The organism is Owenweeksia hongkongensis DSM 17368 (assembly GCF_000236705.1).
Taxonomy (GTDB): domain Bacteria; phylum Bacteroidota; class Bacteroidia; order Flavobacteriales; family Schleiferiaceae; genus Owenweeksia; species Owenweeksia hongkongensis.
This window is the reverse complement of the sequence record NC_016599.1, coordinates 2,393,052-2,415,993: the sequence shown is the minus strand read 5'-3', so window position 1 is coordinate 2,415,993 and position 22,942 is coordinate 2,393,052. Positions and strand designations below refer to the sequence as shown.

The 22,942-nt window shown below is 40.9% G+C and carries 22 protein-coding genes; 13 read left to right on the top strand and 9 right to left on the bottom strand.

Translation table 11 applies throughout. The features are described from left to right. Nucleotides 1–166: 166 nt before the first annotated feature. From OWEHO_RS10675 to OWEHO_RS17920, 3 genes are all read left to right on the top strand, one after another. A complete protein-coding gene (locus OWEHO_RS10675; RefSeq protein ID WP_014202486.1) occupies nt 167–646 on the top strand; it encodes a T9SS type A sorting domain-containing protein in 480 nt (159 codons plus the stop codon). Between the two features lie 2 nt (nt 647–648). Then, nucleotides 649–2,016, top strand: coding sequence for a hypothetical protein (locus OWEHO_RS17925; protein ID WP_014202485.1), 1,368 nt, complete (start codon nt 649–651; stop codon nt 2,014–2,016). A gap of 101 nt (nt 2,017–2,117) precedes the next feature. Beyond that, nucleotides 2,118–3,152, top strand: a complete 1,035-nt coding sequence (locus tag OWEHO_RS17920) for a hypothetical protein (RefSeq protein ID WP_014202484.1) — start codon at nt 2,118–2,120, stop codon at nt 3,150–3,152. A 78-nt stretch (nt 3,153–3,230) separates the two neighbouring features. On the opposite strand, the gene gdhA is transcribed toward OWEHO_RS17920, so the two are convergent. After that, entirely contained in the window at nt 3,231–4,583 is a 1,353-nt protein-coding gene (gdhA, locus tag OWEHO_RS10660) for an NADP-specific glutamate dehydrogenase (protein WP_014202483.1), read from the bottom strand. A gap of 264 nt (nt 4,584–4,847) precedes the next feature. On the opposite strand from gdhA, the gene purD reads away from it, so the two are divergent. Next, entirely contained in the window at nt 4,848–6,116 is a 1,269-nt protein-coding gene (gene purD, locus OWEHO_RS10655) for a phosphoribosylamine--glycine ligase (RefSeq protein WP_014202482.1), read from the top strand. 3 nt (nt 6,117–6,119) lie between these two features. On the opposite strand, the gene OWEHO_RS18505 is transcribed toward purD, so the two are convergent. Next, the gene (locus tag OWEHO_RS18505) at nt 6,120–6,293 is read right to left on the bottom strand and encodes a DUF6341 family protein (RefSeq protein WP_014202481.1); all 174 of its coding nucleotides are present in this window, start codon (nt 6,291–6,293) and stop codon (nt 6,120–6,122) included. A 41-nt stretch (nt 6,294–6,334) separates the two neighbouring features. Between OWEHO_RS18505 and OWEHO_RS10650 the strand changes: the two genes are divergently transcribed. Further along, nucleotides 6,335–7,288, top strand: a complete 954-nt coding sequence (locus OWEHO_RS10650) for a DUF6427 family protein (protein WP_014202480.1) — start codon at nt 6,335–6,337, stop codon at nt 7,286–7,288. On the opposite strand, the gene OWEHO_RS10645 is transcribed toward OWEHO_RS10650, so the two are convergent. The 4 genes from OWEHO_RS10645 to OWEHO_RS10630 are packed head-to-tail and all read right to left on the bottom strand — an operon-like array spanning nt 7,271 to nt 10,888. Beyond that, nucleotides 7,271–7,813, bottom strand: a complete 543-nt coding sequence (locus OWEHO_RS10645) for an acyl-CoA thioesterase (RefSeq protein ID WP_014202479.1) — start codon at nt 7,811–7,813, stop codon at nt 7,271–7,273. The two genes, OWEHO_RS10650 and OWEHO_RS10645, sit on opposite strands and share 18 nt — an antisense overlap. Nucleotides 7,814–7,847: 34 nt before the next feature. Next, nucleotides 7,848–8,843, bottom strand: a complete 996-nt coding sequence (locus OWEHO_RS10640; RefSeq protein ID WP_014202478.1) for an HU domain-containing protein — start codon at nt 8,841–8,843, stop codon at nt 7,848–7,850. Between the two features lie 28 nt (nt 8,844–8,871). Beyond that, nucleotides 8,872–10,341: an outer membrane beta-barrel protein gene (locus OWEHO_RS10635; protein ID WP_014202477.1), complete on the bottom strand. Its 1,470-nt coding sequence runs from the start codon at nt 10,339–10,341 to the stop codon at nt 8,872–8,874. Then, nucleotides 10,331–10,888 (bottom strand): RNA polymerase sigma factor, encoded by a 558-nt coding sequence (locus OWEHO_RS10630; protein WP_014202476.1) that lies wholly within the window; start codon nt 10,886–10,888, stop codon nt 10,331–10,333. Before OWEHO_RS10630 ends, OWEHO_RS10635 begins: the two co-directional genes overlap by 11 nt. A 121-nt stretch (nt 10,889–11,009) precedes the next feature. Between OWEHO_RS10630 and OWEHO_RS17915 the strand changes: the two genes are divergently transcribed. The 8 genes from OWEHO_RS17915 to OWEHO_RS10590 all read left to right on the top strand — a co-directional run bounded on the left by OWEHO_RS17915 (nt 11,010) and on the right by OWEHO_RS10590 (nt 20,568). Continuing rightward, entirely contained in the window at nt 11,010–12,851 is a 1,842-nt protein-coding gene (locus OWEHO_RS17915) for a T9SS type A sorting domain-containing protein (RefSeq protein WP_014202475.1), read from the top strand. Nucleotides 12,852–12,943: 92 nt separating this feature from the next. Further along, a complete protein-coding gene (gene dprA, locus OWEHO_RS10620) occupies nt 12,944–14,038 on the top strand; it encodes a DNA-processing protein DprA (RefSeq protein WP_014202474.1) in 1,095 nt (364 codons plus the stop codon). A gap of 264 nt (nt 14,039–14,302) precedes the next feature. Next, nucleotides 14,303–14,728, top strand: a complete 426-nt coding sequence (locus tag OWEHO_RS10615) for a response regulator (protein ID WP_143764577.1) — start codon at nt 14,303–14,305, stop codon at nt 14,726–14,728. A 152-nt stretch (nt 14,729–14,880) separates the two neighbouring features. After that, nucleotides 14,881–15,693 carry a purine-nucleoside phosphorylase gene (locus OWEHO_RS10610; RefSeq protein WP_014202472.1) on the top strand — a complete coding sequence of 271 codons (813 nt, stop codon included), beginning with the start codon at nt 14,881–14,883 and terminating at the stop codon, nt 15,691–15,693. 34 nt (nt 15,694–15,727) lie between these two features. After that, nucleotides 15,728–16,195 (top strand): tRNA (cytidine(34)-2'-O)-methyltransferase, encoded by a 468-nt coding sequence (locus OWEHO_RS10605; RefSeq protein ID WP_014202471.1) that lies wholly within the window; start codon nt 15,728–15,730, stop codon nt 16,193–16,195. An 82-nt stretch (nt 16,196–16,277) separates the two neighbouring features. Beyond that, nucleotides 16,278–17,105 carry a GLPGLI family protein gene (locus OWEHO_RS10600; protein WP_014202470.1) on the top strand — a complete coding sequence of 276 codons (828 nt, stop codon included), beginning with the start codon at nt 16,278–16,280 and terminating at the stop codon, nt 17,103–17,105. A gap of 11 nt (nt 17,106–17,116) precedes the next feature. Further along, the gene (locus OWEHO_RS10595) at nt 17,117–19,825 is read left to right on the top strand and encodes a TonB-dependent receptor (protein ID WP_014202469.1); all 2,709 of its coding nucleotides are present in this window, start codon (nt 17,117–17,119) and stop codon (nt 19,823–19,825) included. Between the two features lie 89 nt (nt 19,826–19,914). Further along, a complete protein-coding gene (locus tag OWEHO_RS10590) occupies nt 19,915–20,568 on the top strand; it encodes a hypothetical protein (protein WP_014202468.1) in 654 nt (217 codons plus the stop codon). 263 nt (nt 20,569–20,831) lie between these two features. Here OWEHO_RS10590 and OWEHO_RS10585 read toward each other — a convergent pair whose 3' ends face one another. From OWEHO_RS10585 to OWEHO_RS10575, 3 genes are all read right to left on the bottom strand, one after another. Beyond that, nucleotides 20,832–21,446 (bottom strand): thioredoxin family protein, encoded by a 615-nt coding sequence (locus OWEHO_RS10585; RefSeq protein WP_014202467.1) that lies wholly within the window; start codon nt 21,444–21,446, stop codon nt 20,832–20,834. A gap of 95 nt (nt 21,447–21,541) precedes the next feature. Next, nucleotides 21,542–22,126 carry a hypothetical protein gene (locus OWEHO_RS10580; RefSeq protein ID WP_014202466.1) on the bottom strand — a complete coding sequence of 195 codons (585 nt, stop codon included), beginning with the start codon at nt 22,124–22,126 and terminating at the stop codon, nt 21,542–21,544. 104 nt (nt 22,127–22,230) lie between these two features. Beyond that, entirely contained in the window at nt 22,231–22,884 is a 654-nt protein-coding gene (locus tag OWEHO_RS10575; RefSeq protein WP_014202465.1) for a peroxiredoxin-like family protein, read from the bottom strand. Nucleotides 22,885–22,942: the final 58 nt, after the last annotated feature.

Genomic DNA, 22,942 nt, shown 5'->3' with positions numbered 1-22,942 from the left:
GTAAGGTAGTCATCTCTTTACATTTGAGTAATTAATTTCTTGATAAGCTCAGTTTTCTCCACTTCTAGCTCTTACGCTATGCTCATTTATGAGTTCAGTTCTACCTGAATTTATTAGCAAATAGATGGTCACTGACTGTATTTTTAACGATAAACCTTAATTAATAATGAAAACAATTTCTACCCTTATTTTATGTGGGATAAGCTTGTTGGCTTTTTCCCAAAGCACTGATCAAAAAGTGGTTGCGAGCTCAGGTGGCCATTACTCTAATGGAAATAACCAGCTAAGTTTTACCATTGGCGAACCTGTAATAAGCACCGCCAGCAATTCTGGAGTTACCCTTACCCAAGGGTTTCATCAAACCAAATTGCAGGTTATCTCGCTAGAAGAATTTAGTAATGATCCACTCATCTCGGTATTTCCCAATCCAGTAGTAGAATCGTTGAATATCACTACCGAAAAGTTAACCGAAAGTGGTTGGTTATCACTTTACACAGTAAATGGAAAATTGCTTTTACAGCAAAAATTAGTTCCGGGCGAAAGCCAAACTATAGATATGACCTCGTATTCGGATGGCTCCTATTACCTGCGATTTATGGCAGGAGAAACTATCAAACAAACCTTTTCAATCATTAAAAGCCACTAATTATGAAGACTTCAATTTTTACCCTATTAATTTTTGCGCTAAGCTTAATGTTGAACGCCCAAGCCCCTGAAAGATTTCAATATCAGACTATAGTTCGGGATAATGCAGGACAGCTAATAGCCAATCAAAATGTGAGTTTTAGAATAAATATCCACGAAGGTTCAGCTGGGGGCACAGTAGTATATTCTGAAACCCACACCTTGTCCACTAATGATTTTGGTTTGGTGAGTTTACAAGTAGGTGGAGGAACTGTGGTAAGTGGCACCATGGCAGCCATTGATTGGGGTTCAGATGAATTTCATTTGGAAATCGAACTAGATGCTTCTGGTGGTAGCAGCTACGTGTCAATGGGAATTTCACAATTACTAAGTGTGCCTTATGCCTTGAGTAGTGGAAAGGCTTCTAATATGGAGATGAATGACTTGACCGATGCACAGGGAAGCCCAAGTAACGGAGAGGTTTTAAAATGGAATGGAACATCCTGGGCACCAGCAGCTGATAATACTGGCCCTGCAAGTACTACATATACAGGCGGCACAGGAGTTACTATTTCTGGAACTAATGTGATTTCCGCAGATTTGGGGATAGACATTGCCACCAGCGAAATACAAAATGACGCTGTAACAAATGCTAAAATTGCTAACAATGCTGTAAGCACTGCTCAGATTGCCAATGATGCTGTTACCGCAGCAAAAATTGATGATATGGGTGCGAGCAATGGGGAAGTATTAAAGTGGAGTGGTTCTGCCTGGGCACCTGCGGCAGATAATGCTGGTAGTAGCCCTTGGACAACGTCTGGTTCCAATATTCATTTTAATACTGGCAATGTAGGTATTGGTTTGGCCTCCCCTGTGAATACCTTTTCGATATTACAGCCCCTCGGAACTTCAAATACAGCACGTTTTGAAAGCTCAGACCACCCTGCAGGAAAGGATCTTTTAGAGTTAATTGTGCCAAGTACAGCAAGTAACTCATCACAATTCATAGAGTTTCAAAAAGGGAATACAATTGTGGCGGCCGTACATGCAGATGGCTCAGCAAAATTTGAAGAAATAGAATTTGGTGACAATACCGTGCAAACCACAGCTGCAATTAGTCCACTTGCTTTTGGGTCAATCAGTTCTACCGCAACCATACACAGTGGCTCTGGAGGCTACACAGTTACTTACGACAACGTAGCTAACCGTTACGAAATCATTATAACCGGGGAAACATATCACTATACAAATTATACCACCGTTGTTACTGCTGCCAGTTCTACAGTCAAATCTTTTAGAACCAGCAGTGTAAATGGAAAGCTCCTCGTTTACTTGTATAACAGCACAGGAACGCTAATTCAAGGCAATTTTCACTTTATCGTGTATAAATAATCTAATGTAAATATGGCCTCCGTTCCTTGCTTCATAGTGTAGCGATGTATGGCGGCTAAAACTATCAAACAAACCTTTTCAATCATCAAAAGTCATTAATTATGAAGACTTCAATTTTTACCCTATTAATTTTTGCGCTAAGCTTAATGGTGAGCGCCCAAGCCCCTGAAAGATTTCAATACCAGACTGTAGTTCGAGATAATGCAGGACAGCCAATAGCCAATCATAATGTTAGCTTTAGAATAAATATCCACGAAGGTTCACCTGGTGGCACGGTAGTATATTCAGAAACCCACACCTTGTCCACTAATGATTTTGGTTTGGTGAATTTACAAGTAGGTGGAGGAACGGTTGTAAGCGGCACAATGGCCGCTATAGACTGGGGCTCTGATGAGTTCCACTTGGAAACTGAGCTGGATGCTTCTGGAGGAAGTAGCTTTACTTCGATGGGAACTTCGCAGCTGCTCAGTGTTCCTTATGCTCTTAGCTCAGGCGATAAAGTATGGGAGAAAAATGGAGCAAATATTAATTACACGGCCGGAAACGTAGGTATTGGTTTGACAAGTCCTACGAACTCTTTATCAATTTTACAGCCAATAGGAAATGCAAACTCTGTGCGTTTTGAAAGCTCGGACCATCCAAGTGGAAAGGATTTATTGGAGTTGGTTGTCCCAAATACCGCAAGTGCTACATCACAATTCATAGAGTTTCAAACAGGAACTTCGATTGTGGCCGCAGTAAATGCGGACGGTAGTGCAGAGTTTTCAAAGGTAACGGTGGATGAAGAGCTTAATGCTACCACATCTCCTGATAAGGGAACTGTGTACGCCAATGGTTTGCCAATAGCTTACGGCTATGTATCATCAGGTACCACCACAGCGTCATTGGTTACTGATTATGGAGTGGTAAGTGTTACAAAACCTGCGGCTACCACCGGTGAATACCGCATTGTGTTAAATAATACCATAGTAGGAGAGCCTGTAATTATTGCTACATCTTATAATGCCGGTCCCGGAGATGAAATAGCAACTGCCAACAAAGTTTCGGCAACAGAAATTGAGATAAACATTGCCGATGGTGGTGGGGCAGCTTTAAACTCAAACTTTTATTTTATCGTGTTTGGAAGTGTGCAGTAATAATATACCCAACTAAACCAAAAATCCCCGCTTCGAAGTATTTCGAAACGGGGATTTGATATTAAAAAAAGGAGAGAATTAAACCACTCCTTGATCTAGCATAGAATCTGCAACTTTTACGAAACCGGCAATGTTAGCTCCTACTACGTAGTCAACAAATCCATCTTCCTGAGTACCGTATTTACGGGCAGCTTCGTGGATGTCTTTCATAATAGCGTGAAGCTTACTGTCTACTTCTTCAGCTGTCCAAGAATAACGTAAAGAGTTTTGCGACATTTCCAAACCTGAAGTAGCTACACCACCAGCGTTAGACGCTTTTCCTGGAGCAAATAGAATTTTAGCTTCTTTAAAAGCTTCTACAGCTTCTGGAGTACAAGGCATGTTAGCACCTTCAGCTACGCACATAGCTCCGTTTGACAACAATACTTTGGCATCATCACCATGAAGTTCGTTTTGGGTAGCACATGGCAAAGCGATATCACACTTGGTTCCCCATGGAGTTTTTCCTTCGTGGAATTCGCAACCATATTTATCTGCATATTCTTTGATACGGCCTCTGCGGTTATTCTTAAGATCCATAAGGAACTCAAGTTTGTCAGCGTGAATACCGTTTTCATCATAAATGTAACCTGAAGAGTCAGAAGCAGTAACAACTTTACCTCCAAGCTGAGTAGCTTTTTGGATAGCAAACTGAGCAACGTTTCCAGAACCAGAAACAACTACAGTTTTACCTGCAAATGAATCTCCTTTGGTTTCAAGCATTTCAGCAGCAAAATATACAGTACCGTAACCAGTAGCTTCAGGACGGATCAAAGAACCGCCCCAGTTTCTGCCTTTACCGGTAAGTACACCTGTAAATTCATTGCGAATACGCTTGTATTGGCCAAACATATAACCAATTTCACGACCACCTACACCAATATCACCAGCTGGCACATCAGTATCAGGGCCAATGTGACGCTGTAGCTCAGTCATAAATGACTGGCAAAAACGCATTACTTCATTGTCTGATTTTCCCTTAGGGTCAAAGTCAGAACCACCTTTACCACCGCCCATAGGAAGGGTAGTTAGTGAGTTCTTAAATACCTGCTCAAATCCTAAAAACTTAAGAATTGAAAGGTTTACACTTGGGTGAAAACGAAGTCCACCTTTATATGGTCCGATAGCTGAATTAAATTCTACACGGTATCCACGGTTTACCTGAACCTTTCCATTGTCATCAGTCCAAGCTACGCGAAACATGATAGTGCGCTCAGGCTCCACCATACGCTCAAGGATTTTAGCCTCGCTATATTTTGGGTGATTAGAAATGTAAGGAATTACAGTTTCCGCCACTTCTTCTACTGCCTGAAGAAATTCAGGCTCATGAGAATTCTTGGCTTTAACGCCTTCCATAAAGGCGTCAATCTGAGATTGAAAATTTTGTGACATAGTGTTTACACTAGTTTGAATGAGGCCGCAAATGTATAGTATTTGTTAATTTGATGAAATATTGATTCTCAAATGATTAATGAAAAATAATTCGGTTGGAACCTCATTTTAGGATTGTAAGGTCATTCGCCAGTGTTCGTGAGGGTTTGCGCTTATCTTTATCAGGTCTTAATGCTTCATTTTCGCTGCGATAAAAAGTCTCTCAAACATTTTCCGCTTAAGCGTTTTCAATATTTTATTTTTGCGGCCACATTCTATTACACTATGAAGATTTTACTATTAGGAAGCGGAGGTCGCGAACACGCCATGGCTTGGAAAATGGCCCAAAGTTCAAAGTTGGAAAAACTATACATCGCCCCAGGAAATGGAGGTACTGGTGATGTTGCCGAAAATGTACAATTGAACATCAATGACTTTAATGAGGTGGGGAGTTTTTGCCTTGACAAAGCCATTGATATGGTAGTGGTTGGCCCTGAAGATCCTTTAGTAAATGGAATCAAGGATCACTTTAAAACTACAGCTGAGCTTAAAAACATAATGGTGATAGGCCCGGATGCACACGCGGCACAGCTGGAAGGAAGCAAGGAGTTTTGTAAAAAATTCATGCAAAAATACAATGTGCCTACTGCGGCTTACCAGGGTTTTAGCATTAGCGAATTAGAAGCAGCTAATGAGTTTTTGGGAACATTGGAGCCTCCATATGTTTTGAAAGCAGATGGTCTTGCAGCGGGTAAAGGTGTGTTGATAATTGACAATTTAGCGGAAGCGCAGGAAGAATTGAAAAACATGCTGGAAGGCAAGTTTGGAGAGGCTTCTAAGCGAGTTGTGATAGAAGAGTTTTTAGACGGTATCGAGTTTTCTGTTTTTGCTCTGACTGATGGTAAGGACTATGTGATTCTGCCTGAAGCAAAAGATTACAAGCGAATTGGTGAAGGTGATAAAGGCTTAAATACTGGTGGAATGGGAGCTGTTTCTCCGGTGCCATTTGCCGATAAGGCACTTATGCAAAAGGTGGAAGAAAAAATCGTGAAGCCAACTATAGCCGGATTGGAAAGCGAAAAAATGGACTACACAGGTTTTGTGTTTTTTGGTCTTATAAAAGTTGGTGATGAGCCTATGGTGATTGAGTACAATGTGCGTATGGGTGACCCCGAAACCGAAGTGGTAATGCCACGTATCAAGTCTGATTTGGTAGAGGTGTTTGAGAAAGCTGCTACAGGAAAATTAGGCGAAGTAACCCTGGAAACCGAGGATAGAAGTGCTTGCACGGTAATGGTAGTTTCTGAAGGATATCCGGAAGCTTATGCAAAAGGAAAAAGTATTAGCGGCCTACAAAATGTAGAAGACACCATCGTTTTTCATGCAGGAACTAAGCTGGTAAATGGGGACTTACAAACTAATGGTGGACGTGTTATGGCGTTTACATCGTATGGTGCCAATAAAAAAGAGGCGCTGCAAAAGAGCTACGCCTCTATTAATAAAGTTTGCTACGATGGTATCGTATATCGTAAGGATATAGGTTTCGATCTTTAAGATCTAAACCGGACCGCCTTGTTTTTTGTGTTTGTTCATTTGGCCCATCCAGTAAAAGAAAAAGATGAATCCAATAACAATGAAAAGGATGTTTGGAATATTTCCAGCGACTGGAAGAATGCCAAATGTCCACTCAATAAAATCGCCAAGTCCGTATACTATATCTCTGATTTGCATGATAGTCTAAAATTTGACGCCAAAATTATATAAAAAGGCCAATGCTCGCAAAGCTTTTCAATAATATTAGTATTCCTTCACTTGTGCGGGCTTTGGTGGCTTCTTTGGCAGCAGCTGTGCTTGCCGTTATTTGGCTTGGAGCCGAAAATGCTCAACTGAATATTCATTTTTTTGACGTTGAGATTTCCCTTTTTTGGTTTAAGGTACTCATGGTAATCATTACTGCAGGGGTAGCTTTTGGTATAAATAGTGGAATTAACAGCATTGGTTTTCTAAAAAACGATTACCAGTATTTACCAGTGTTTACACTTTTGTGTTTGCCAATGCTTACAAGCGGTGGTGGCGATATTGAGTTGCTGTTAACTTTACCCTTAGGGTCGTTTTTGGTGCTCAGGTTGCTTATGCTTGTGAGAACTGTTGATCCATCTTATATATTATTTGATGCGGGTGTAGCTTTAGGAATAGTCACCATTCTGGTTCCAGAAATGTGTTTTTTGCTGCTAGTAATTTGGCTGGCGATTTTCAATTTTGGGCACGGAGGCATTCGTACTTTTTTGATGCCAATAATGGGAGCCGCAGCGATTTACTTTATGACTTTCACTGTGCTTTACTGGCTTGCTGGTATTAATGGAATCAACTTCATGATGGAGAGGTTTGCAGGTATCAATCTGGGTTTTCACTTTAGAGATATTGAAAAACTCTGGGTGTACATACCTCTGGCAATAGCTGCTGTACCCGCTTTTATTGAAACTCCTCAGATTTACGGAAAAGCAAGCGTTCAGAAACGGCAAGTGTTTACGTTTCTTTTAGCGATGAGTGGTCTATTGGTGCTAGCAGGAACCTATGTGGAAAATAGTTTTGACCTATGGATTTGGCTGTCCATTCCTCTTGCGGCTTTGGTTGTAAACCTTATTCATTACCGAAAAAAGGCCTGGCAAAAGGATTTATATTATTTACTGCTAATAATTTTCTTAGCGTTAAGCATCCTGTTTTGAATCGGCATCCTCAGGGAAGAAAAGAGCCTTAAGCTCGGTGGCATCTTCCGGTTTCATTTTTCCACCTATGATTAATGAAAGTTGCTTTCTGCGCAAAGCACCTTCATGTCTTTGCTTTTCAAGATCTGTTTCAGGAATCAGTTCCGGAACGTTGATTGGATTACCTAATTGATCCACGGCTACAAAGGTGTAGATAGCTTCGTTGGCACGGATTTTTTTCCCGGCCACAGTTTGATCTTCTACAAATACATCTACAATTACCTCCATACTAGAGGTAAAAGCGCGCGAAACTTTGGCTTCGAGAGTGACGATAGCACCCTGGGGAATGGGATGTGCAAATGAAACATTGTTTACAGAAGCAGTTACCACAATACGCTTACAGTGGCGATGTGCTGCTACTGCAGATGCGCGATCCATCCAGCTCAAAAGCTGACCTCCAAAAAGGTTTTTGAGGTTGTTGGTATCGTTAGGAAGAACGATCTCCGTAAATATGGTAAGCGAATCTTTTGGTGTTTTAGCTTTCATCCCGCGGGGTTTTCAATTCGCGGGCAAAAGTACATCAATTGCTATAAATCCAAGATTGTGGTTGAAGGTTTTGCTTTACAGATGTTAAAGCCTGTGCAGCACTTTCATGAGTAGGGTATTGGCCCACAGCCACGCGGAAAAAACGCTTATCACCATTAGCCAGGTAGGCATCATACCCCTTGCTGTTTAGCTCAGCAATATAGGTTCCTGCGTTTTCGGCGTCTTTAAAAGATCCTACAATGATGAAGTATCCTTTCTCCAAAACAACTTCTTCTGGCTCTGCAATTTCTACTGGAGCTTCAATGGTTTCAGTTACAACCGGAGTGTTTACTTCTTCTTTTACTATAGCATCACTTGGAGCATTTTCCATCTTTTCGATAGGACGGCTAAACTGCATCCAGTTGATTCCAGCAACGTTTTCCATAGGGTTCATCGTACCCTGAGTAAAATAGGAATAGCCAATTACTGAGGCAATAATGATTGGTCCAAGAGCAGCTGCCCAAGGAATCCAAGTTGCTACTTTACGGGTTTTGGTTTCAGAATGCTCTACCACCACATGCTTTTCAATGGCTTTGTGAATGGTTTTTCTAATCTGCGCTTCACGTTGTATAGCTGGAGACCTGAAGATAGAAAGTCCGTAGGAAGAAGTTGAATAGTTTGTTTCCAACGAAGGTGAAAACTGTAGTTTTTTAGAAGCTTCATCAATGTACAAACGGCCAATACCTGGTAGGTTTAGCTTTTTGCTTTTGCTCAATGAGTGTTTCCACGCAGCTACTTCTGCCTTGATTATTTCAAGAGCATTGGTATAGCTCACACCTTCAGTGTGGCTAATAGCCTTGGCCAATAGGCCTTCATTCTCATTAATACTTGCATTGAAGTGAACCCTCCTTGAAGGTGGACGCATCATGTGTGTAGCATGATTTACTTCTGCTGCATAATAGCGGGTGAGAAATGCACCAAAGCCAGGCACGATCACACACTCGTGATCGAATAAAAGTTGGCTGATATGTTCGTGTAAACTGAGCTTCATAGCCTACAAATGTAAAAAATCTTTAAAATCAGAACCTGTAAGATAAGGAACTATAAATCAATACTTGATGAAAATATGTATCAATTTCGCTGTGCGTATTTACCTGAGTAATGCCGTAAAGTAGCGTGGGGTGCAATCCAAATTCCCAGTTTTCGGCAAATTTCACTCCGGCTCCAAAGCCTCCAATTAGTTGCATGGAGTAGGTTTCTAAGTCAAATTGCTCATAAGGAACTTCGGTGCCGTCAGCATACACAAGCGTAACTTTTGACTGGCTAATGAAGCGTGAGTTGAGTCCAATATTCGCTTTCACAAACCAACGCTTACTGTCTACCAAATAGTAACCAATAGCTATCGGAACCTCAATAAATTGATAACTTTCTTTGAGTCCCGGGAGGATAGAATAGGGTTGTCCTCCAATATTGGTTGCTTCAAGTTTGCCTTGATTCGTGGGGTCTGTCAGTCCGGTGAAATTTACATTACCAGAAGAAGTATTGCCACTGGCATCAAGGGAAGTGTTGGTACTGGTAGTAAATGAGGGCGTAACTTTTAATTTTACTCCAGTGGCTTCCTGATTCCAGTGATTTACCATTATTCCTGTTTGGAGCTCCAATTTTTTAGAAAGCCTGTAGCCAAATCCAAGTCCATAGCTGTAGCTGGTTTTTAGCTTTTGCTGATCCACATTATCTTCTGTGGTTTCGTCACTTTGGTTTACCGTAATATCAGTAAATGGAAAAGTAGGCGAAGACATGGCACTTATTGAAAATCGGGAAAACGGGGAATTGTCCACTTGCGGACTCTCTGCGTAGTCAAGAATTTCAGCAGCAGGGTTCAATTGAGTTTCCTTTGGAGTTGCTATAACCACCTGAGGCTCCTCCATTGTTTTTACTGTTTGATTTTGTGTTTCTATAGTCGCTATTTCTTCACTTTCGATATCGGTATTTGAGTTGTCCTCAAAATTTGAAACCACAATATTCTCGGCTTCCTGCTCCGAAGTTTTATCAGCAATGGCTACGGTTTGTTTGGAAGTATTGCCGCTGGCAGAACCCGCTTTGCCATTGGTTTTAAGAGCAGGTTTTTCCGAAGAGGAAGAATTTGAAGCAACCTTATTCGAATTTTGAATAGGGTCGCTAGTTGAGTTTTTTGGTTTTTGAGTTCCACGTTCGGGTTGTGAAGTTTCTTTTGAAACCTGTTCATTTAGTTCCGATTGCTCCATGCTTTCTTCATGCGAAATGTAATCGGGATTTGAGTCGCTGGGTTTCGTATTCTGAATATTCGGATAAGTTTCAATGGTGGTATTATCATTAAAATAATAACCTGAATAAAATGCCAAAACCACCGCTGCGGCAATGGAAGCCCAGCGCCAGTAAAAACCTCGTTTCTTTTGCTGCTTTTTCTCCATGGTAGCATTTATACGTGCCCATGAGTCGCTTTGTGGTGATGCCTCAAAATCATTGAGACCATCAGAAAACAGCTTATCTATTTTACTATTATCCCCCATTACTCTTCATTTGATAACATTGTGGAAAACGCTCCAATACTTTGGCTTGCAAAATGCTTCGTGCCCGCGAAAGATTGGATTTGCTGGTGCCTTCGCTGATTTCAAGTTTCTCAGCAATCTCCTTGTGGCTGTACCCCTCAATAGCGTACAGGTTAAAAATCAGCTTGTATTGCGGACTCAGCTCAGTAATTAATTGGAGCAATTCAGCGGCATTAATGTCTTCCAGAATGTGTTCATAGCTTACTTCATTCGTTTCGTTAAATTCAAAACCTGTGGCGTACAGCAGTTTTTTGCTGCGAAATTTTTGAAGAATTAGATTTACAAAAAGCCTGCGCGCCCATCCTTCAAAGGAACCTTGAAAGCCGTATTTCTTAATATTTTTAAATAAATGTATAAAGCCATCGTGCAAGTGGTCCTGCGCCTCTGCTTCGGATGAGGCATAGCGAAGACATACCCCAAACATCTTGCGATGCAGGAGGGTGTACAGTTCACCATGCGCTTTTTTATCACCTTTTTGTGAAGCGCGAACAAGAGACTCTAATTCCAAAATAGGCCCGGCTTTTTAGTATAGACGATAGTATGTAAATTTAGGTTGCGCTCGGCAATAGATAATTTTTTGCGCAACCTTTCGGCAACTTTCCACGTCAATTAAGAAAACCCCTATCATTATGAAGATTATAAAATTACTTTTTGTGACTCTCGCTTTTGGCGGAGTAATGCGGGCCGAAGGATTGCTCGAAAAACTGGTGGACATCAATGATCGCTGGGCTTATGAGCAGCACAGCTGGAAAGATGTTCCAAATCTAAATGCCAATTTTAGCGAAAGCGAATTGATACAACAGCACCTGTATTTGGTGCATGCAGAACTTAGCCAACGAAGTGTGGAAAATCTCACATTAGAGCAGAAGCAAAACCGTGCTTCTAGCTTAGTTGATTTGTATAAATACGCTAAGCGAGGTTTGTTTCCAAATAATATTACCCACAAGGGTAGACGACCCATTTTTATCGATGGATTTGGTGTGCACTGCGCGGTTGGTTTTCTTATTAAAGAAAGTGGCCACCCAGAACTGAGTAAACATATTAGTGCTAATATGAATGATGCTTATCTGCTGGACATGCGCGATTCTGAACTTAATAACTGGGTATCGCAGAGTGGATTTACGGCCGAAGAACTTGCCTGGATTCAACCAGGATATTTCCAACCTATAGATTATGAGCCCCTAAAAGGCGGAGTGAATGGCCCTGTAAACACAATTATTAGTGACAATAATTCCGGGATTTATGCAGGTGGAAAGTTTGATACAGCCGATGGTCAAGCAGCCGGAAGCTTTGCCAATTACTTTTCTGGTTTTGCCGGTTATGATTGGATGGGTATAGGTGGATCAGGTTTTCAGGGACATGTGTCCGATGCAATTATGTACCATGGTGAGCTATATGTTGCAGGTTATTTTTACATGGTAGATACTACTTATGTGAACTCTGGCGTGGCAAAATGGGATGGGTCAAAATGGACTGCTGTCGGTGATTTTTATACCGGTGCTTTGGTAAACTATGTGTTGGATTTGGAAATATATGAAGACACACTTTATGCAGGAGGTTTCTTTAAAAGCAGATATAATGCAACTGATACGTTCCAAAGTTTGGCGAAATGGGATGGTACCGAGTGGCGAGCCACTGCATTAGATATATATGGTGAAGTGGGTGCGCTGCATGTGTACAATAACAAACTTATTGTGGGAGGAGTGTTTCAACTTAATGATACCGCTGGTGTGGAGAATATAGCCATGCTCAATGGGCGCCAGGCTGAGTATTTTGATGCATCCGTGAAAGTTCCGGTTTACGATATTGAGGATTTTGGTAATGAAATATTTATCGGAACTGACTTTTATACACAAGCCAGGCAAGATAGTGGTGGACTAGTAGTTTACCGAAATAATACTTGGGAGACCGTTTTTGGCCCAGGTTTAGGAAACTATGATAAAAATGGAGGTGTGAAATGTTTGGAGGCTCATCCTGATGCATTATTGATTGGTGGTGATTTTGACATTGCCGCGATAGTAGGGAACTATGGCAAGAACATGGGACTTTATCGAAATGGTTACGTGGAGGCTTTTGGAATGCTGGATTCCACAGTCCGAGCAATGACAATAATTAACGATCAACTTTATTTGGGCGGTGATTTTAACGGAGCAACTACAAGCACTGGAGGCGTTACTTTGAATCACATTGCTCAGGTAGATCTTCAAAAATATCTGAGCACTGAAACGGCTGAACTGGAAAGTTTGAAGGTGTTTCCAAATCCTGCAATTATAGAATTAAACATCGAGCTGCCTTACGGAGAATTGAATGATGTGAAACTTATAGATATGAGTGGCCGTGTTCATTCCGCTGTAGCGAAAAAAGAAGGTGCTTATTGGAAATTGAATGTGGAGCACTTACAAAAAGGAAACTACGTTTTAAGTGCAAAAACTCAGGATGGAGTGTTACAGCAAAAGGTGATTATAGAGTAAAGTTATTTTGAGAATTTGGGTCAGGAGAAACATGGTTTTCTCTTGACCTATTTTAATTATCTTGTATTGTTAATCAGCAAGTCACTCGATAATTGGATTCACAACGCATTTTTCAAATCGGCATCAGCCTTATCCCAAACGTGGGTGATCGCGTGGCTAAAACCTTGATTGCGCATTGCGGAAGTGCGGAAGCGGTTTTTAAGGAGAAGAAGGCTACACTGCTCAAAATTCCAGGAATAGGAGGTACTGTTGCCAAGAGTGTTTCAACTCAGGATGTAATATCCAGGGCCGAAGAGGAGCTGAAATTTATAGAGACGAACAAAATTCAGTCACTGTTCTATCTGGAAGAAGACTATCCCCAGCGATTGAAAATGTGCAATGATGGCCCCCTAATGCTTTATTATAAAGGAAATGTAGACCTTAATAAAAGGCAAGTAATAGCTATCGTAGGTACTCGGAATGCCACGAGTTATGGGCTTGAGTTTTGTGAAAATTTTATTGAAGACCTCAAGCCATTCAATCCGTTGGTGATAAGTGGGCTTGCATACGGTATTGACATTTGTGCTCACAAGGAATCACTTAAAATGGGAGTTCCTACAGTTGGTGTTTTGGCTCATGGCTTGGATAGAGTATATCCACAACTCCATAAAAAAGTGGCCAATCAAATGTTGGAAAACGGAGGATTGCTAACGGAGTTTATAAGTGAAACCAACCCAGATCGAGAGAATTTTCCCAAACGAAATAGAATAGTCGCGGGTATTTCAGATGCCGTGATAGTGGTGGAAGCTGCTAAAAAAGGAGGGGCTCTTATTACCGCTGAAATAGCCAATAGCTATAACCGAGAGGTGTTTGCCGTTCCCGGAAATCTGGGAGCGCCTTTTTCAGAAGGATGCAATCATTTGATAAAAATCAATAAAGCCGCGATGATTACAGGTGTGGAAGATTTAAAATATATCCTGGGTTGGCAAGCGGACGAAAAGAGAATTATTCAACCACAATTATTTCCTGAATTAGAAGGAGCGGAAAAGCAAATAGCTGACTTGCTGCGTGATAGAGGTGGAAAGGAAGAGTTGGATATTATCTGCTTATCATTGAAAATCCCGGTTAATAAAGCCTTGCAACATTTGATGGGTTTAGAGCTAAAAGGGGTGGTGAAAAGCTACCCAGGTAAAGTGTATGGCTTATAAGAAAGTAACTCTATTCTGTAAGATTAATCATGCGTTAAATGTGATTGACCGAATATAACGTGTGAATCATCACAAAATTGTTGCATTCTGGTGAAATTCTATTAATTTTCAGGTGTAAATAATCTCAAGAATTTCTCGTCCTCTACTTTGAGTTCTTGTGCTTGTTTTTTTATAACCTTATTTATAAAAGTGTTTTTGGCCCTCTCTCTCAACCGCCAAAAACAAAAAATACTTAGATAAGTTGAACAACTAAAATTGGATTACGTGCAAGAGATAACTGAAAAAACAGTCAGGGCATTCACACCTACCGCAAACAACTCTGCGGGTTCGAGAATTTTAATGGCAGAAGATAATTTGGTTAATCAAAAGTTAGCTAAACTCCTTTTTAGGAAACTTAATCATAATGTTGACATTGTTTCGAACGGTCGAGAGGCTGTGGAAGCTGTTGTGAGTGGTGCGTATGATTTGGTATTTATGGATATTCAAATGCCGCAATTGGACGGTGTAGCTGCTAGTCAAGAAATAAAGAAAGTAATGGGAGAAGAAGCTCCTGTTATTATAGCTCTTACGGCCAATGCCATGCAAGGTGATAAAGAAAAGTATCTGGAGGCAGGGATGGATCATTACATTCCGAAGCCGATTTCTATGAAAGACTTGTCAAATTATATTGAGCAGTATGTGGTGAGCTAAATTTGGATTACTGCCCAAATTTTAATTTTTTTTCCCTCTTTTACTACTTTCTATTTTAATTCGATTGAAGCCTTGGTCTCATATTTAATGTTGGCTATCTATTCTGTTTTGTCGAATTTTGAATTTCTAAACAGGAATTAAACTCCCCATCCATGATTCATCGAATTGAAGAGGCATCCGAATTTTTGAGACGTAAAGGTTTTGATAAGGCTGATGTTGGAATTGTGTTGGGCACAGGCTTGGGTAAGTTTATCGAAAAAATGGAGGTGTTAGAGCGAGTCCATTACAGTAGTATTCCTCATTTTCCAGTTGCTACAATGGAGTTTCATGCGGGACAGTTAGTATTGGGTTTAGTTGCGGGTAAGCGTGTGATTGCCATGCAAGGGCGTTTTCATTTTTATGAAGGTTATTCTACCAAAGAGATTACCTTTCCTTTAAGAGTAATGAAGCTGTTGGGTATTAAAAACCTGTTGCTATCAAATGCTGCCGGGGGGATAAATCTCAACTACAAAAAAGGAGATTTGGTGCTGATTGATGACCATATAAATCTCCAAACTGAAAATCCACTTACAGGACCAAACCCAGAAATTTTGGGTCCTAGGTTCCCTGACATGAGCCAACCGTATTCACGAGATCTTGGAGCAAAGTTTAAAGAAATAGCCAAACAGAAGGTAGTAAATATTAAAGAAGGTGTTTATGTCGCGGTTCCAGGCCCAAATCTGGAAACCCGCGCTGAATATAGATTTTTAGGAATCATCGGAGCTGATTTGGTTGGGATGAGCACGGTGCCTGAAGTTATTGTGGCTAATCACATGGGGGTGCCTTGTATGGCAGTGTCGGTAATTACCGATGAATGCAATCCTGATGATTTAAAGTCTGTGGCAATAGATGAAATAATTGCCGTAGCCAATAAGGCGGACAACGTGTTGAGCTCGCTTTTTGCAGAGCTGATTGAGAAATTATAGGCTTTCATTTTTAAGTTATTACTGACCTTATTTTATGGCCTCACCACATTTGAACATCGTTTTAGTAAACCCTGAAATTCCTAATAATACGGGGAACATTGGTCGGCTTTGTGTGGGTAGTGAAAGCCGCTTGCATATTGTAAAACCTATGGGTTTTGAAATTACCGATAGCAGAGTAAAGCGGGCTGGTTTGGACTATTGGCCGGATTTGGACTTAACTATTCATGAAAACTTTGAAGCGCTTTTAACGAAAGTTGAAGATCCATCGCGCATGTTTTTCTTTACCACCAAGGCTGACAAGGCATATTACAAAACTGAATTCAAAGCTGGGGATTGGTTGATTTTTGGCAAGGAGTCAAAAGGCTTGGACCCGGAAATGGTGGAGCAATTTAAAGAGCAGTTGGTGAAGATTCCCTTTGGCGGCAAAGTGCGCAGCTTCAATCTTTCCAATGCGGTGGCAATGGCTTTGGGTGAAGGTATGCGCCAGTTTGATATGCGTTGAACCTTCGTACTAAAGTTTTGTTAAAACGCGGCCAACCAGCAACATACTTCGTACATTTCGTTGTTGGAAAAATTACCGCCCTATGAAATACATTCTTACCCTTCTATTTGCTGGTGCTTTAGGTTTGAGTCAAGCTCAAAACTTTCAAGGCATTGCAACCTACAAAACATCCACATCGCTGGATTTAAAAATGGACTCATCTGCCGTAAGTGGCGATCAGCAAGCCATGGTGATGAAGATGCTGAATCAATATCTTCAAAAAGAATACACACTTACTTTTTCGAAAACCGAATCCATTTATAAAGAAGTGGAACAGCTTGAGCAAGGCGGTTTTCCGGGAATGGACATTTTGGGAACCGTAATGGGTAGGGGAGGTGTTTTTTACAAACAAGTAAAGGATAGCCGCGAAACCCGACAGATGGAGTTTTTTGGAAAGGAGTTTTTGATAAAAGATACCTTGGAGGCGCTCGATTGGAAGCTCGGCAAAGAATCGAAAACCATTGGAAGTTATACTTGCTTTAAGGCAACAGCCGAAACAGAAGTAGTCGAAAAGAGCATTAGCACATCTGCAGATGACGAAGAAATAGAGGAAGAAGAGGAAAAGAAAATAGTGACGATTACCGCGTGGTATACGCAACAAATTCCGGTAAACCAAGGCCCTGATCAATACTGGGGTTTGCCAGGCTTGATAATGGAAGTGAACAATGGAAGCACGGTAATTCTTTGCAGTCAAGTAGTGTTGAATCCTAAAGAGAAAGTAACTATTGAAGAGCCGAAAACAGGCGAAGAGGTAACGCGCAAAGAGTTTAAAGAGATTGCTACCAAAAAGATGGAGCAGATGAAAGAGATGTACGGAGGCGGTGGCAGCCGTGGCGGAAATAGTGGAATAAAGATTCAAATTCCAGATTAGGCCACCGACTTATGTATTTAAAAACGCTGCTAATATTTGTTATTTTACTTTTTGCAATAAACACATTTGGCCAAAAGCTAAGAATAGAGGGAACCGTAAAGGATACGGCCAATACTCCGCTTGAGATGGCCAATATAATAGCTCTAAGCGCTGCGGATACTTCGATGTTGGGCTATGCTTTTTCGGATGACCGAGGTCGATATCGAATTTCAGTAGATCGTGGGGAAGCCTATTTTCTCCGTTTTTCCTATTTGGGTTTTGAGCAGCAAGAAATCACTTTTACAGTAAAGGAAAGTGATGAAACAGTGGTGCAAAACATTGTGATGACTCCTCTTAATAATGAACTTCAGGAAGTGGAGGTAGTGGAGGATATTCCTATCACCGTTTCTGGAGATACCATAAGTTACAAAGCGGAGGCTTTTACCACGGGGCAAGAGCGTAAGTTGGAAGATGTGCTGGAGCAACTGCCGGGTTTTGAGGTGGACAAAGATGGCCAGGTAAAAGTGCAGGGCAAAAATGTGGAGAAAGTGATGGTAGAGGGCCGTGACTTTTTTGATGGAGATACCAAGTTGGCTACCAAAAATATTCCTGCCAATGCGGTGGATAAAGTGCAGGTATTGCGGAATTATAATGATGTTTCACCTATGCAAGGTGTGGATAATGACGATAGAATTGCGCTGAACATAAAGCTGAAAGAGGGAAAGAAAAACATCTTTTTTGGAGATATGACAGCCGAAGGAGGCCTAGATGAACGCTACCTTTTACACCCCAATCTTTTCTATTATTCGCCCAAGTTTAGTGTCAACTTTATTGGCGATATCAATAATGTTGGGGAGCCTGCTTTTACGGCTCAGGATTATTTTCGCTTTAGCGGAGGCTTTCGAAACTTCAATATGCGATCAGGTTCTTCCTTTCGATTTGGGCAGGACAACATTGGTGTGAGCACTACTTCAAACAATCGTGCGGAGGAAATTACCTCCAAGTTGGGCGCTTTTAACTTTAGTTACAACCCAAGCAAAAAGTGGAGTGTAACGGGTTTTGTGATAGGTAGCCAAACCAAAACTTTGTCATCTAATCTTACCAATAGAAAGTATTTGCAGGTAGACACGAATGACCTTACCGAGGTGCTTAGCACTAATAATGTGCAGAATAATAAGTCGGGCCTGGGGAAGGTTTCGGTAACCTATACGCCAAACAAAGAAGTACATATTAGCTACGATGCTTTTGGTAAGATTTCGGAAATAGAAAACGTGACCAGACAATCTTCAGATTATGGAATCATCACCAATGGTGTGAATTCGGCCGATCGGGAAAAGCCCTATTCCATTCAGCAAAAGCTGGAAGCATATTGGGAAACAGATAACGGCCACCTATTTTCATTTGAGGGGCAGCAGCTTCATAAACTACAAAACCCCACTTTAGCTTTGAGTTCAGATTTACCTCTTTTTATTCAAGTGATACCACCAGCAGATAGCTTGGCTTCGCCTTTTAACTTGATTCAGTACAAAGAGGTGAAGACCAATAAGTATGACGCAAGCCTGAATTATTATTACCTGTTTAGTAAAACCACGCACTTAAACTTTACTATTGGAGTAAGCCACACCGACCAGATTTATAATTCATACATAGAAGAAGAGCTAAACGATGGAACGCGAAATCTGTACACTCAGGATGATTTGAATAATAACGATGTGAAGTTTTCACTCACTGACCTATATGGGTCGGCTCATTACAAGGTGAAGCTTGGGAAATTCATTCTTACCCCAGGTTTGAATTATCATGTGTATAATCTGAATGACACGCAGAATGGTCGCGAAAATCCGGATACCCGTCAGTTTTTGCTTCCCGATTTTTTTGCGAGATATGACTTTAAAAAATCGGAGAGAATTCAGCTGGACTATAAGATGCAGGCCGAATTTACGGACATCAATAATGTGATAAATGGAACGGTTATTTCCAGCTACAACTCCCTTTTTAGGGGAAACCCGGAAATTACAAATGCTTTGGTTCATCAAATTACATTGGCCTATTACAATATCAATCTGTTCAACTTCACCAACATTTTTGGAGGGGTAAATTATAGCCTCAAGGAAAGGGATATTACCAATGTGGTGGTTTTTGACAATACTGGTTTGGGACGCATAAACACTCCCATAAATACGGATGGAATAAACCAGATATTGGCAGGGTTTGGGCGCATAGAAAAGCGCTTTGGAAAATTAAAAGCTGATGTTGGTGCAAATGTGGCTTTGAGTGATATTAACAATCAAGTGAATGGTGAGGCTAATGAAAGCGAAAGTGTAACGCAAAACTATAGCGCTGGCTTGAGCACTAACTTTAAGAAAGCCCCGAATCTAGATTTGACCTATAGCCTAATTTACAATGACTACACCGGGGCAGGTGTGAGCAATAGTTTTGTTACCCATAGCCCGTCAATAGAAGTGGAGGCGGCCTTTTGGAATGGCTTCACCTTTAGAGCAGACTATACTTATAACCTTTACAAAGCCGGTGGCGGCTTGGGAACCAGTGAATACGACTTTCTGAATGCCGGCTTGTATTATCTATTGAATGATGGCCCATGGGAGTTTAGCATTCGCTCTCTCAATTTGCTGGGTGAGGAGATTATTCGTCAGGATGCTTTCAATGATTTTTTTGTGAGCACTACCCGTTACAATGTGTTGCCGAGATATGTTTTAGTAGGGGTGAAGTTTGGGATTTAATTCTGTAGCCCTGCGAGGGTTCTGAACCCTGGCAAGTCTATACTAAGCTCGAACAAGTTCACGTTCTAATTTTCTAAAATCTAAACCTTATGAAAAAGAAAGTTTTAAAATGGCTCGGTGGTTTATCAGCATTTCTGCTAGTCCTTATTTTAATAGTTGGATTTAGTTTCAGCGATCCACAAGCTGACCTTAATATTGCCAATCCTGTAGAAGGTAAAACCATAGTTCTTTCAGAAGTACCTACTGAGTTTACTAAAGTTGGAGTCTTTAAGTCGAGCGTGGATTTTCACTCCCCAAATAATAATGGAATACAAGGCAGAGACTTTTATGGCCAACGCATTACCGTTGGCGGAAACCCCAATGTGGATAGAATAGATATTGGTATTACAAGTAATCTGATTTCTCGAGTGGAAATTTGGAACGGTGATGAACTGATAGAGATAAAGGAATTGGGCTTTATGGATAAAATGACTTGGGGCGATACCCAGCGACTTTATGTAGAAATGACGGACGAAACCAATTCCCGCTATAGCGGAAAGAGTGAAGTGAAAATGCGCTTTACCAAAGGAACCGGCTTTTTTGGTGATATAGGCACTCTTAGTTTTGACCTTAGTAAATATGGATCCTTTTCAGGAGAAAAGACAATCGATGTTTTTCAGAAACCACTAATTGCTCAGAAGGGTTTGCAAAAAGGTGGGTTTTCTAACCTTAGAGTGTGGCGGAATTTTGCTTCAGCCGATTAGGGTAGTTGCCCTTCGATACAACCTCCCTGCGGTCGGTCACTCAGGGAGACATTCCGCAGATACAAGTAAGTGACGATGTGAAAAAGATCGACTATTGCTACGGTCGCTTTTATAATTTATGATGCGTCAGCCTGAGTTTTAAAACTGGCGTGAGCAAAGTTTTAAAGTATCGAAGGCTGGTTGATAAAAGAGAACTTCATAAAACAAAAAAAGCGGCCCGGGTTAGAGGCCGCTTTCGCATTTATAGGGAAAGAGTTATAAATCTAAGATTTAACCCTTTTAATAGAACAACCACGCTCCGTAGTCACGGGATTGTCTATTTCTTGGCCTTTTACCAACTGTGCCATGGCATCATTCAGGTAAAATTTAGTGGCTTTCTTTTCTTTGTTTTCATACTTATCGTTAATGGCTCCACGATATACCAGCTTCATGTCTTTGTCAAAAAGGTATACATGTGGGGTAGTTTTTCCACCCATGGCATCAGCCAGTTTATGGTTTTCATCAATCACGTAAGGCGTGTTGTATCCGGCATCCTTATAGTGAGCCTTCATTTCTTCCATAGAGTCTTCACCCGCACGCTTGGCCTCGTTGCTATTCACTAGCACCATGCCTATATTGTTTTTCTTGGTAAACTTCCCAAGTCCTGGATATTGGTCTTCCCAGCCGATTACAAACGGGCAAGTGTTGCAACTAAAAATCACCAAAAGACCATTTTCACCCTTCATATCATTCAGGCTAAGTGATTTTCCTGAAACGTCTTTCATCTTGACATCTGCCAATGGAGCTTTTTCACCAATGCTCAACATATCATTGTTGGTAAACGCAAAAGCAAAAACGGCTGTGGCTGCGATGGCCAGTAAGTAACTCAGTTTTTTCATAGATTAATTTGTTTAATGAGAATCAAAAATAGGAAAGTGAGATTTTTCCGAATGTTCTTTACCTGACAATTTTTATGCCATGTAAATGATTTCTCTTAATTCTCTGGTCTGCTTTCCATTTTCATAAACCACACATTTAGCTCTGTATAAGGGTGCCTCATTTTGTGGTAAGTATCAAAGCCTATGGTTTCATACAGTTTTACAATGCGCTCATTTGTGGTCTCCGCATATATCGGCAATTGCTTTTTTTTAGATAATTCTAAGAAACCCCGTTTCACTTCCAGAGCAGTTTGCCAGCGGTGTTCATCATTCAATATCGCCAAAGCCATTCCGTATAAACCAGATTTAGGCCTCAACTTGTTCTTCAGCTTTTCCAGCTTCATCAGCTGTGTACTTTTCTTTATGCCTATTAAAAAGATCATAAGATGCAGCTTTCTAAATACTGAACTTATCGAGCGGCTCCTGGCTTTCATATTATACAAAAGCAAAACACCACGACTGTTACTCGTAAGGTAGGCACCATCTTTTGCGATAGCATCTTTCAGCAAAGAAGAAAAAAAGTAGTTCAGCTTTTTGCTGCTCGAATCTACGGCCCAGTTAATATTAGAGGCTTGCTGGTAAGCTTCCGCTAAAACCTGTGTGGCGGTGGATTGATCTTGCTTGGTGGAGATTGGCTGCATAGAATACTTTGTGGCAAAGTAAAGCCGTCAAAGTATTTTACCAAAACCCTAATACTTTACCACCATTATGAATAATAAACCCGGAAAATGAAATCGGAAAAAACCTATTTCGATAGATTTTTCAAAGCCTCAATAATTTCCTCAGGCTCTGAGCGTGTTCTGTAATCAACATTCACATAAGTCCACTTTACAATACCATTGCTGTCCACAATAAATGTGGCTGGAATAGGTAAAATGCTACCGTTTCCATTGTTGATTTTTTCCAAGTCGAGTTTGCGATCTACCCGCATATGTTCTTGCAAAAACTCAGGAACCTCCCAGGCTACTCCATATTGTGAAGCAACTTTTGCATCCTGGTCAGACAATACGGTGAACTCCATTTTGCTAATCTCACTTTCGGTCAAAGAGCCGTCAGGTACTTCCGGGCTAATGCCAATTAATGTAGCACCTAGCGCCTGAATTTCACCCAATCGAGATTGTAAAGCTTTAAATTGCAAGTTGCAGTAAGGACACCAACTACCTCTGTAAAAGGTAATCACAAGCGGGCCTTTTTCTAACAAAGCCTCCATAGACACGTTTTCTCCTTTTGCATTGGGCAGCTCAAAATCTGGTGCCTTTTCTCCAACTTTAATGGCATGGCTTCCCTTTTCAAAAGCTTTTGCTTCTTCAATTATAGCATCCACACCTTTCATAAATTCTGGATTAGCTTTTCTCCCAGCGGCAATTTTGGCGTCTGTTTGTTCTTTTAATGTCTGCATTATTTCTTTTTATAAACTCTAATACTTTCTAGCATATATAGTAGAGACATGGCTTCAT